Raw genomic sequence first — 11,289 nt, 5'->3', positions numbered from 1 at the left:
GCCACCGACCCGGGCGGCGGCGCCGGGCTGGCGGCCGACCTGGCGACCCTCTCGGCCCTCGGCGTGCACGGCGCGTGCGTGGTCACCGCGATCACCGTCCAGGACACGACGGCCGTGCACGCGATCCACCCGCTGCCCCCCGACCTGGTCGCCGCCCAGCTCGCCGCGGTGCTCGACGACCTCCCGGTCGCGGTCATCAAGACCGGGATGCTCGCTACCCCCGAAGCGGTCGTGTGCCTCAGCGCCTGCCTGAAGTCGTTCTCGGGCATGGTTCCTGAGGAGGCGAGGAACCAGCCGTCTCGAAGGACACGACCGCTGCTGGTGGTCGATCCGGTGCTGCGCGCGTCCACCGGCGCCACCCTGGCCGACCCGGCAGTGGTCGCGGCCTACCAGCAGCACCTGCTGCCGCTCGCCACCGTCATCACTCCCAACGAGGACGAGTTCGTGGCGCTCGGCCGCCCCGAGCAGCCCGGCGTCATCGTCACCCGCGGTGGTGACGTCGCGACCAGCAACGACCACGGCACCGGCTGCACCTACGCGAGCGCGCTGGCGGCGTACCTCGCGCACGGCGCGGACATCCCGACTGCGGCAGCCCGCGCCGCGGCCTACGTCGCGCAGCAGCTGCGCATCGGCACCACCTGGCAGCTCGGCCGCGGGCGAGGGCCCGTCGCCCACATCTCGACCAGCTCGACGACCGAAAGAGGAGAAACGCCATGACCGTCCACCCCGCCCACACCCGCATCGAGGTCGGTGACCTCCGCGTCCCGTTCACGCGGGTCGCCCTCACCAACGGCGAGACGTTCGACCGCTACTGCACCGAGGGCCCCGGCAGCGACCCCCAGGCGGGTCTGCCGCCGTTGCGTGCGGACTGGATCGCCGACCGCGGCGACACCGAAGATTACGCCGGCCGCGCGACCCAGCTCGTCGACAACGGCCGGACCGCCCTCCGCCGCGGCGCCGCTCAGGGCGAGTGGCAGGGCGACAAGCGCCCCCCGCGCCGGTCGACCGGCATGCCCGTCACCCAGATGGCCTACGCCCAAGCCGGGATCGTCACCTCCGAGATGGAGTACGTCGCCCTCCGCGAGTCCTGCGACGTCGAGCTGGTGCGCAGCGAGGTCGCCGCCGGCCGCGCGATCATCCCGGCCAACGTCAACCACCCCGAGTCCGAGCCGATGATCATCGGCCGCAGGTTCCTGGTGAAGATCAACGCCAACATCGGCAACAGCGCGGTCACGTCCTCGATCGAGGAGGAGGTCGACAAGCTCACGCACGCGATCACCTGGGGTGCCGACACGGTCATGGACCTCAGCACCGGCGACGACATCCACACCACCCGCGAGTGGATCCTCCGCAACAGCCCCGTCCCGATCGGCACCGTCCCGATCTACCAGGCGCTGGAGAAGGTCAACGGCGAGGCCGACAGGCTGACCTGGGAGATCTTCCGCGACACCGTGATCGAGCAGTGCGAGCAGGGGGTCGACTACATGACCGTCCACGCCGGCGTACTCCTGCGCTACGTGCCGCTCACCGCCCGCCGGGTCACGGGCATCGTCTCCCGGGGCGGCTCGATCATGGCCGGGTGGTGCCTGGCGCACCACGAGGAGAACTTCCTCTACACGCACTTCGACGAGCTCTGCGAGATCTTCGGGCAGTACGACGTCAGCTTCTCGCTCGGGGACGGCCTCCGGCCCGGCTCCACCGCCGACGCCAACGACGAGGCCCAGCTGGCCGAGCTGCGCACCCTGGCCGAGCTCACCGGGCGGGCGTGGGAGCACGACGTGCAGGTGATGGTCGAGGGCCCCGGCCACGTGCCGCTGCACCTGGTCGAGGAGAACGTCCGGCTGCAGCAGGAGTGGTGCCACGGCGCGCCGTTCTACACGCTCGGCCCGCTCGCCACCGACATCGCGCCCGGCTACGACCACATCACCTCGGCGATCGGTGCCGCCACGATCGCGATGCACGGGACCGCGATGCTCTGCTACGTCACGCCGAAGGAGCACCTCGGGCTGCCCGACCGCGACGACGTGAAGACGGGAGTGATCACCTACAAGCTGGCCGCACACGCCGCCGACGTCGCCAAGGGCCACCCGGGCGCCCGCGACTGGGACGACGCGCTCTCCAGGGCGCGCTTCGAGTTCCGGTGGCGCGACCAGTTCGCGCTCTCGCTCGACCCCGTCACCGCCGAGTCGTTCCACGACGAGACCCTCCCCGCGGAGAGCGCCAAGACCGCGCACTTCTGCTCCATGTGCGGGCCCAAGTTCTGCTCGATGCGGATCAGCCAGGACGTTCGAGACCGCTTCGCCCCCGAGATGGCACAGAAGTCGGCCGAGTTCGTCGAGCTCGGCGGCACCGTGTACGTCGACCCGAGGGTCGCCGACCGCGTCTAGGCTCTCGGCCGTGGAGTTCGAGTTCTCGGCGACCGTCATCGAGTGGCGCGGCCCGGCGCCGTTCTACTACGCCGACATCCCGGTCGACGACAGCGACGACGTCAAGGACGCCGCGAAGGGCCTGGAGTACTGGGGCCAGGTGCCGGTCACGGCCGTCATCGGCGACACCGAGTTCGCGACTGCCCTGTTCCCCAAGGACGGTCGCTACCTGCTGCCGCTCAAGGACGTCGTACGCCGTGCCGAGGGCATCGAGCTCGGCATGGTGCTCGAGGTCGGGATGGACCTCAGGCGCGCTCCTCGAACAGGGTGAGGTGCACCTCGCCCGGCGCGTCGAAGCGGGCGTTGAGCGAGGTCCACGGCGTCAGTGTCGGCGGCGCGACCGGCATCGCCCCACCCTCGAGGGCGGCCTCGGTCGCGGTCGCGCAGTCGTCGACCTCGAGCGCGACCCGGAAGTGCGGCGCCGCCCGGTGCCCTACCTCGACCTCGTCGATGTAGTCGATCTGCGCGTCGTTGCAGATCTCCAGGGTGGCGCGGCCGGCATCGAGGATGGTGACCTCGGCGCCACCCGGGCCGGAGTAAGCCTCGGCCTGGGGCATGCCGAGCGCGTCGCGGAAGAAGGCGAGCGCCTGGTCGTAGTCGGAGGCGTGGACGACGAGGCGGAGCTGGCGGACGGTCATGCGGAGAACCCTACGATCGGGGCGTGACCGACGACCCCTGGCAGATCGACCGACTCGACCTCGACGGCTACCTCGGCCGGCTCGGCCTGGCGGCGCGCGCGCCCGACCGGGCGGCGCTCGACGAGCTGCACGAGGCGCACGTCCGCCGGTTCACCTTCGACAACATCGACGTGCTGCTCGAGCAGCACCCCGGCGTCGGGATCGACGCGTTGAACGAGAAGTTCGTCGACCGGGGGAGAGGCGGCTACTGCTTCGAGCACGCCACGGTCTTCGCGGCTGCGCTCGAGCGGCTGGGCTTCGACGTACGCCGTCACCTCGGGCGGGTCGGTGACCCCGCGACCGGCACGGTCCAGGGCCGCACGCACATGACCGTCGAGGTGCGCCTCGACGGCGAGCGGCTGCTCTGCGACCCCGGATTCGGGATGAGCCTGGTCCGGCCGGTGGCCCTGGTGGACGGCGCGGAGAGCGACCAGCGCGGCTGGCCCTACCGGGTGCGCCTGAACCTGGACGGCGGCTGGGAGCTGCACCGGCTGCGCGAGGGCGGCTGGGAGCTCACCCACACCGTCGACGAGCTGCCCGTGCTCCCGGTCGACGTGGTGATGGGCCACCACTACACGAGCACGTTCCCGACCTCGCACTTCCGCAGCGGCCTGATGATCACCAAGCACGAGGACGGCCGCCACGTCACGGTCACCGGCACCGCGCTGACCGTACGGCGGCCGGGCGAGCCGACCGAGCACCGCGACCTGGCCGACGGCGAGCTCGCGGAGTGGCTGCGCGCCCTCGCCGTACCGCTCACCGATGACGAGGAGGAGCGGCTGCTCGCGCGGTTTGGCAGGAGCTGAAACCTCAGGCGGTGACCTTCGCCCCCGGGATCTCGCCGGCGTTCTCGCGGTCGACGGTGAGGTTCTCGCCGGTGGCCGGGTCGAAGAGGTGCAGCTTGGCCGCGTCCATCCAGATCTCGGCGGTCTCGCCCTCCTTGATCCGGCTGGCGCCGTCGAGGCTGATCACCAGCTGGGTGCGCAGCGCTTCGCCGTCGAGCTCCTGCTCGAGCTGGCGCAGCTGCTTCTCGACCTCGGGCGGGGCCTCGAACGGGATGTAGGCGTAGGTCTCGTTGCCGAGCCACTCGACGACGTCGACCGTCGTGGAGAAGGTGGCGCCGCCCTTGTCCTTCGGGGCCAACGTGGCGTCCTCGAAGCTCTCCGGCCGGACCCCCGCGATCAGCAGCCCCTTGCCCTCCGCCGCGCGGGCCTTCTCGGGAGGCAGCTCGATCTCGCCGAACGGCAGCTTCGCGGTCGAGCCCGAGACCTCGCACGGGAGGAAGTTCATCGGCGGCGAGCCGATGAAGCCGGCGACGAAGAGGTTGCCCGGGTTGTCGTAGAGCTCCCGCGGGGTCGCCAGCTGCTGGAGGATGCCCCGCTTGAGCACGGCGACCCGGTCGCCGAGCGTCATCGCCTCGGTCTGGTCGTGGGTGACGTAAACCGTCGTGATCCCGAGCTTCTTCTGCAGCCGCGAGATCTCGGTGCGCATCTGGCCGCGCAGCTTGGCGTCGAGGTTGGAGAGCGGCTCGTCGAAGAGGAACGCGTCGGCCTGCCGGACGATCGCGCGCCCCATCGCGACGCGCTGGCGCTGGCCGCCGGACAGGTTGCCCGGCTTGCGCTGGAGGTGCTCGTCGAGCTCGAGCGTCTTCGACGCCTCCTTCACCAGCCGGTCGACCTCGGCGTTGTCCATCTTGGCCAGCCGGAGCGGGAAGGCGATGTTCTCGTAGACGGTGAGATGCGGGTACAACGCGTAGTTCTGGAACACCATGGCGAGGTTGCGGTCGCGCGGCGCCAGGTCGTTGACCCGACGGTCGCCGATCGTCAGGTCACCGGAGGTGATGTCCTCGAGCCCGACGATCATCCGCAGCAGGGTCGACTTCCCGCACCCGGAGGGGCCGACGAGGATCATGAACTCGCCGTCGGCGATGTCGATCGAGACGTCGTTGACCGCCGGGAACCCGTCGCCGTACTTCTTGACGAGGTTCTGGATGTTGATCGATGCCATGGGGTCCTATCCCTTCACTGCGCCGGAGGTCAGGCCGGCGACGATCTTGCGCTGGAACAACAGCACGATGACGATGATCGGGACGGTGACGACGACCGAGGCCGTTGCCAGCTGCCCGTACGGCGGATTGAACGGGTCGGGCCCGACGAAGAAGGACATCTGTGCGGGCACCGTGCGTGAGTCCGTCGTGGAGGTCAGCGAGATCGCGAGCACGAACTCGTTCCACGCGAAGAAGAAGGTCAGGATCGCGGCCGTGAACACCCCGGGCGCTGCCAACGGGACGATCACCTTGCGGAACGCCTGCCACGACGTCGCGCCGTCGACCTGAGCGGCCTGCTCCATCTCCCACGGGATCTCGCGGAAGAACGCAGACAGCGTCCAGATCGCCAGCGGAAGCGTGAACGTCATGTAGGGGATGATCAGCCCCGGCCAGGTGTTGAACAGGTGGAACGTGCGCCACATGTCGAAGAGCGGTCCCACCAACGACACCACCGGGAACATTGCGATCGCGAGGGCCAGGGAGAGTACGAGCCGCTTGCCCTTGAACTCGAGGCGGGCGATCGCATAGGCCGCGAGCGTCGCGAAGACGACCGACAGCAACGTGGCGATGGCCGCGACGCCGAACGAGTTGAGCAGTGCCTGGAGGAAGTCGTCGGAGACGGCCGGGTCGGGCTTCGTGCCGTCACTCAGGGTCCCGACCCCCAGCAGGGTCTTGTAGTTGTCGAGAGTCCCGTCCTTCGGCAGGAACTGCGGACTCCCGGCGCCGGTCTCGGCGGTGGACTTGAACGACAACGAGATGATCCATGCCACCGGGAGCAGGCACCAGATCATGATCACGACGAAGCCGATCCCGGTGCCTACCTTGGCCTGAGCGTCTGCACGTGTGGCCATCAGCCCTCACCCCTCGCCTGGGCCAGGTCGACCCGGAACATCTTCACGATCAGGAACGCCAGCAGTAGGACGGTCAGGAAGAGCAGGACGGAAAGGGCTGAGCCGAGACCCAGCTGGAACTGCTCGATCACCTGCCGGTAGGTCAGGAACGAGGACGATTCCGTGTCCTGCGCTCCGCGGGTCATCACGAAGATGTTGTCGAAGATCCGGAACGCGTCGAGGGCACGGAAGAGAACAGCGACCATGATCGCGGCCCGCATGTTGGGGAGGATCACCTTCCAGAGCCGCTGCCACCACGTGGCACCGTCGACCTTCGCGGCTTCGATCATGTCCTCGCTGACCTGGGACAGACCGGCGAGCAGCAGCAGCGACATGAACGGCGTGGTCTTCCAGATCTCCGAGACCATGATCGCGAACATCGCGGGCCAGTGGTCGCCGAACCAGTTGGTGTCCTCCGCGATCCACGGCAGCCAGTTGAACCAGCTGTTGACCCATCCGTTGGTCAGGCTGAACGTGAACTGCCAGGCGAAGGCCGAGACCACGGTGATGATGCCGTAGGGGATCAGGATCGAGGTCCGGATCACCCCTCGCGCGAAGATGACCCGGTGCATCACCATCGCGAACACGAAGCCGATCACGAGCTCGACCGCGACGGTGACCACCATGATGATCACGGTGTTGACGGTGTCCTTCCAGAACAGGCCGTCGCCCAGCACGGTCGCGTAGTTGCCGAGGCCGACGAACTCCTTCTCGTCGGGTGAGGTCAGCCGGTACTGGAACAGCGACAGGTAGAGCGCCTGGATCATGGGCCATGCGGTCACCAGGAGCATCACGACCACCGCGGGTGCGACGAGTCGCAGGCCGAGGCGGTTCTCCGCGGACGAGCGGTCGCTGACGACCGCTGGCGCCCGGTGCGTCGACTTGGGTGCGTCAACCGTCGCGGTCACAGGAGGCTCCTTTGCTGCAGCACGTCCTCGATGAAGGCCTGCGCATCAGCCGGCGTGTCCTCGTCCACGGACGACGGTGGATGGAAGCGGCTCTGCAGGGCGCCGGAGATGTCGCTCCAGTACGGCGACACCGTGCGCGGCGCAGCGACCTCGAGACTCTGCTGGAAGAGGTCGAGCAGGTCCTGCGGATAGATCTCCGCAAGTGCGGGGTAGTCGTAACCCGCCGGACTGGACGGCATGTTGCCGGTCAGCTCGGCGTTGAGGCCCTGGTTGTCCGGGCTGGTCAGGCACTCGAGGGCCTCGATCGCCTGCTCCTTGTGGTCCGAGAACTCGCTGACCCCGATCCCGATCCCGCCGTACGGGGGCCGGGACTCCTCGCCGGCCACGGTCTGGGGGTAGCGCGTGTAGCCGATGTCCTTGACCACGTCCTCCGGGTAGCCGGCGCCGGTCAGGACGTAGGTCCAGTTGACCATGAAGGCGCCTTCGTCCCCGCCGAACGTCGCCCCGGCTTGGCCTTCCTGGGCGACCGACATGTCGGCCGGTGCGGCGTCAGAGCTGGCGAGCGACTCGATGATGCGGGCGGCCTCGGCCCCGGCGTCCGAGTCGACCTCGATGGTCGCCTCCGCGCCCTTCTCGGTGTCGGTGGCGATCTCACCGCCTGCTCCGGCGATCAGCGCGTTGATCCAGACCGCGTAGCCCTCGTACTTGTTGGACTGGACCGCGACCTTTCCGCCGTTGTTGGCGGCGGCCTTGATGATCTCGTCCCAGGTGACCGGCTGTGACATGTCGAGCCCGGTCTTCTCGACGAAGGCCTTGCGGTACCAGAGGACCTGCGTGTTCGACCAGAACGGCGCGACCACCAGCTGGTCCTCCCAGGTCGCCGCCTCGGCAGCGCCCGCGAACGCCTGCTCGCGGAACCGGTCCTGCATGTCAGCAGGAATCTCGGCCAGGTAGCCGGCGTTCGCGAACTCCGCCGTGTACGGCGGGTCGATGCTCATCAGGTCGATGGCCGGGTCCTCGGCAGCGAGTCGACGGGCGAGCTGGATGCGCTGCTCCCCGGCCGCCTGGGGGAGGACCTGGGTGGTGATCTCGAAGCCGAGCTCCTTGCTNAGCCGAGCTCCTTGCTGCACGCCTCCGCCACGGCGGCCTGGCCGCCGGCATCCGGGTTGATGTACCAGACCAGGGCGTCGTCCGAGTCGCCGCAAGCCGACAGCAACGTTGCGGTGAGGCCGATCGTCGCGGCGGTCGCGAGACCGCGCCGCCAGGTCCGCCGAGATCCGGTTGTGCTGCGCCGACCCGGGACCGAGTCGGGGTTCGCGTCTGATTCCGGGGTCGGAAGTTCTCCCGAGCGATTCGCCATTGAACCCTCCCGCTTGATGTGACCACAGCCACATTGCTCGGAAGTTGATGTTTTGTCTAGACCGGTTGGGCTCCCTAGTTCGGGGTAGCGCGGTCTGCCGTGCGTCGCACCGCTGAGGCGAAGGTCTCGAAGAGCGGCTCCGGGAGGTCGTGGCCCATGCCGTCGATCAGCAGCAGCTCGCTGCCCGGCACCGCCAGCGCGGTCGACCGTCCCCCGGAGACGTGCACCATCCGGTCGGCAAGGCCGTGGACCACCAGGGTCGGCATCGACAACCGGCGCAGCTGCGGGGTGCGGTCCGGCTGCGTGAGCACGGCCAGCATCTGCCGGGCGACGGCAGAGCGGCTGATGCCGCGGTCGAAGGTCTCGTGGGCGCGGCGCCTGAGCTCCTCGGGGTCGAGCGGGAACGCGGGGGAGCCGATCAGCCGCCAGACCCGCTGGCTGCCCTCGACGTACGCATCCCGTCCCGGACCCCGGCGGGTCGTCAGCATCGGCAGCAGGCCGGGGCTCTGCCAGCCGACCGTACGGCGTCCGGTGGTCGACATGATGCTGATGAGGGACCGGACCCGATCCGGCCGGGCGACCGCCATCGTCTGGGCGATCATGCCGCCCATGGACACGCCCATCACATGGGCGCTCTCGATCCCGAGGTGGTCGAGCAGCCCGAAGCCGTCGTCGGCGAGGTCGGCGATGGAGTAGGGCGCCGTGACCGGCCGCCCGAGGAACGCGCGGACCAGGTCGCGCTGCCGCACCCGGTGGGTGTCGCGGGTGGAACGGCCGGTGTCGCGGTTGTCGAAGCGGATGACGAAGAACCCGTGCTGGGCGAGCAGCGTGCAGAGGTCGGCGTCCCACCAGTTCATCGGCCCGCCCAGGCCCATCACCAGCAGCAGCGGATCGGCCGCCGGGTCGCCGAAGGTCTGGTAGCAGAGCTCGACCCCGGTCGGGAGTGGGGCGAATAACTCCTCGGAGACCGCGACGTTGTGCCGATCAGATGTCGTGCCCATGAACTCCAGTTTGCCGGATGGTCACCAGGTTCAGGTTTCAACCAAGTAAGGTCGGGAATGTGAGCAGCGTGCTGGCGCCTTACCTATTGCCCGACGGCTTCGGCCGTCCGGCACTCGCTGCGTTGCTCCGTGAGGGCAGCGTCGTGACCGAGGCCGGACGGTTGGCCGTCCACAAGGGCGTGTCCCGCCGGGCTCGCCGGCGCACGCCGTACGCCGGCCGCGGCGCGGTCCGCGCGGCCGAGCCGGTGCTGCTCGTCCCCGGTTTCATGGCGGGGGACTGGACGCTGCGCCAGATGGCAGCGGGCCTGCGCGAGCGCGGGTTCCGCACCTACCGCGCCCACATCAGCGCCAACGTGGGGTGCACGCTCAACGCGGCTGCCCTCGTCGAGGCGCACCTCGAGCGGATCGCCGAGCGGCGCGGGTCGCGGGTGCAGATCGTCGGCCACAGCCTGGGCGGCATGATCGCCCGCGGCATCGCGGTCCGCCGTCCCGACCTGGTCTCCGGCATCGTCACGATGGGCAGCCCGATGCTGGCGCCCGGTGCTCACCACCGGCTGCTCACCGGCGGCGTCACCGTCCTGAACCGCCTGTCCCAGGTCGGTCTCCCCGGCGTCATGTCCCAGGAGTGCGTCTCGGGTCCTTGCGCCGAGATCAGCTTCCACGAGGTCCGGCAGCCGGTCCCCGAGGGCGTCGCCATGACGAACGTCTACTCCCGGCGCGACGGCATCGTCGACTGGAAGGCCTGCGTCGACCCCGAGGGCGTCGCGGTCGAGGTCCGTGCCTCACACATCGGTCTCGCCCTCGACCCGCGGGTCATGCGCGTCGTCGGTGACGCGCTGGTGCGTCACACCTCAGGGGTCGCCGCCCTCGCTGCGGTCGACGCCACCACTGCCTGAAGCCGCCAACCAGCCGCAAGCCCTGACCGCGTCGTCCGCGGGTCGGCAGCGTGTCGGGAGGCGCGCACCGGCAGCTTGCTGCCCCCTGACGCGCCGGAGACACGCTCGGCCAATGAGGGCTAGTCGAAGTCGATGGAGCTGAAGTTGCGCAGCTTCTGGAGCTGGTGCTCGGAGGTGATGGTGCGGATGGTGCCGGAGCGCGACCGCATGACCAGCGACTCGGTGGTGCAGCCGCCGGCGCGGTAGCGCACGCCGCGGAGCAGGTCGCCGTCGGTGATGCCGGTGGCGACGAAGAAGCAGTCGTCGCCGGTCACCAGGGTGTCGGTGGTGAGGACGTAGTCGGGGTCGAGGTTGTGGCCGGCGTCGATCGCGCGCTGGCGCTCGTCGTCGTCGGTCGGCCAGAGCCGCCCCTGGATCGTGCCGCCCATCGCCTTGATCGCACAGGCCGTGATGATGCCCTCGGGCGTGCCGCCGACACCGAGCAGCAGGTCGACACCGGAGTTCGGGCGGGCGGCGGAGATGCCACCGGCGACGTCGCCGTCGATGATGAACTTGATCCGTGCGCCGGTGGCCCGGATCTCGTCGACCAGGCCGGCATGGCGGGGCCGGTCGAGCAGGACGACGGTGACGTCGGAGGCCGTGGCGCCCTTCGCCTTCGCGACCTGGTGGATGTTCTCGGCGACCGGGTAGCGGATGTCGACGACCTCGGCCGCCTCGGGACCGGTGACCAGCTTCTCCATGTAGAACACCGCGGAGGGGTCGTACATCGAGCCGCGTGGCGCGACGGCGAGTACGGCGATCGCGTTGCTCATGCCCTTGGCGGTCAGGGTGGTGCCGTCGATCGGGTCGACCGCGACGTCGCACTCGGGGCCGGTGCCGTCGCCGACCCGCTCGCCGTTGTAGAGCATCGGGGCGTCGTCCTTCTCGCCCTCGCCGATGACGACGACGCCGTCCATGCCGATCGTCGAGATCATCACCCGCATCGCGTTGACGGCGACGCCGTCGGCACCGTTCTTGTCGCCGCGGCCCACCCAGCGGCCGGCCGCCATCGCGGCAGCTTCCGTCACCCGCACCAGCTCGAGGG

Annotated in this window: 12 protein-coding genes; 5 read left to right on the top strand and 7 right to left on the bottom strand. The window is 69.6% G+C overall.

All coding sequences use genetic code 11. The features are described 5' to 3' along the window. From thiD to H0488_RS17535, 3 genes are all read left to right on the top strand, one after another. Positions 1–717 (top strand): bifunctional hydroxymethylpyrimidine kinase/phosphomethylpyrimidine kinase (thiD, locus tag H0488_RS17545; protein WP_183100539.1); only part of this gene is annotated, 717 nt, incomplete at its 5' end. Further along, positions 714–2,387 (top strand): phosphomethylpyrimidine synthase ThiC, encoded by a 1,674-nt coding sequence (gene thiC / locus H0488_RS17540; RefSeq protein ID WP_183100538.1) that lies wholly within the window; start codon positions 714–716, stop codon positions 2,385–2,387. The genes thiD and thiC, both read left to right, overlap by 4 nt. A gap of 10 nt (positions 2,388–2,397) precedes the next feature. Continuing rightward, complete coding sequence (locus H0488_RS17535; RefSeq protein WP_183100537.1) at positions 2,398–2,697, top strand: DUF1905 domain-containing protein; 300 nt, start codon at positions 2,398–2,400, stop codon at positions 2,695–2,697. Here H0488_RS17535 and H0488_RS17530 read toward each other — a convergent pair. Further along, positions 2,672–3,064 (bottom strand): VOC family protein, encoded by a 393-nt coding sequence (locus H0488_RS17530; protein ID WP_183100536.1) that lies wholly within the window; start codon positions 3,062–3,064, stop codon positions 2,672–2,674. The two genes, H0488_RS17535 and H0488_RS17530, sit on opposite strands and share 26 nt — an antisense overlap. 23 nt (positions 3,065–3,087) lie before the next feature. Here H0488_RS17530 and H0488_RS17525 point away from each other — a divergent pair, with 23 nt between their 5' ends. Then, on the top strand, positions 3,088–3,909 hold the full coding sequence (locus tag H0488_RS17525) for an arylamine N-acetyltransferase family protein (protein ID WP_312856403.1): 822 nt from the start codon (positions 3,088–3,090) through the stop codon (positions 3,907–3,909). Between the two features lie 4 nt (positions 3,910–3,913). Here the strand turns inward: H0488_RS17525 and H0488_RS17520 are convergent, their stop codons facing one another. The 5 genes from H0488_RS17520 to H0488_RS17500 form a co-directional block, all read right to left on the bottom strand. After that, positions 3,914–5,110 (bottom strand): ABC transporter ATP-binding protein, encoded by a 1,197-nt coding sequence (locus H0488_RS17520; protein WP_183100535.1) that lies wholly within the window; start codon positions 5,108–5,110, stop codon positions 3,914–3,916. A 6-nt stretch (positions 5,111–5,116) separates the two neighbouring features. After that, the gene (locus H0488_RS17515) at positions 5,117–6,001 is read right to left on the bottom strand and encodes a carbohydrate ABC transporter permease (protein WP_183100534.1); all 885 of its coding nucleotides are present in this window, start codon (positions 5,999–6,001) and stop codon (positions 5,117–5,119) included. After that, positions 6,001–6,948: a carbohydrate ABC transporter permease gene (locus H0488_RS17510; protein WP_183100533.1), complete on the bottom strand. Its 948-nt coding sequence runs from the start codon at positions 6,946–6,948 to the stop codon at positions 6,001–6,003. Before H0488_RS17510 ends, H0488_RS17515 begins: the two co-directional genes overlap by 1 nt. Continuing rightward, complete coding sequence (locus tag H0488_RS17505) at positions 6,945–8,342, bottom strand: extracellular solute-binding protein (protein WP_246372382.1); 1,398 nt, start codon at positions 8,340–8,342, stop codon at positions 6,945–6,947. The genes H0488_RS17510 and H0488_RS17505 overlap by 4 nt, the downstream gene beginning before the upstream one ends. A 40-nt stretch (positions 8,343–8,382) precedes the next feature. Continuing rightward, positions 8,383–9,309 carry an alpha/beta fold hydrolase gene (locus H0488_RS17500; RefSeq protein WP_183100531.1) on the bottom strand — a complete coding sequence of 309 codons (927 nt, stop codon included), beginning with the start codon at positions 9,307–9,309 and terminating at the stop codon, positions 8,383–8,385. A gap of 59 nt (positions 9,310–9,368) precedes the next feature. Here H0488_RS17500 and H0488_RS17495 point away from each other — a divergent pair, with 59 nt between their 5' ends. Beyond that, positions 9,369–10,205 (top strand): esterase/lipase family protein, encoded by an 837-nt coding sequence (locus H0488_RS17495; protein ID WP_183100530.1) that lies wholly within the window; start codon positions 9,369–9,371, stop codon positions 10,203–10,205. 119 nt (positions 10,206–10,324) lie between these two features. Here the strand turns inward: H0488_RS17495 and glpX are convergent. Beyond that, a partial coding sequence (gene glpX / locus H0488_RS17490) for a class II fructose-bisphosphatase (RefSeq protein WP_183100529.1) occupies positions 10,325–11,289 on the bottom strand: 965 nt, incomplete at its 5' end.

The sequence above is a fragment of the Nocardioides pelophilus genome (assembly GCF_014180685.1).
Classification (GTDB): Bacteria; Actinomycetota; Actinomycetes; order Propionibacteriales; family Nocardioidaceae; genus Nocardioides; species Nocardioides pelophilus.
This window is presented reverse-complemented; position numbering and strand designations above follow the sequence as displayed.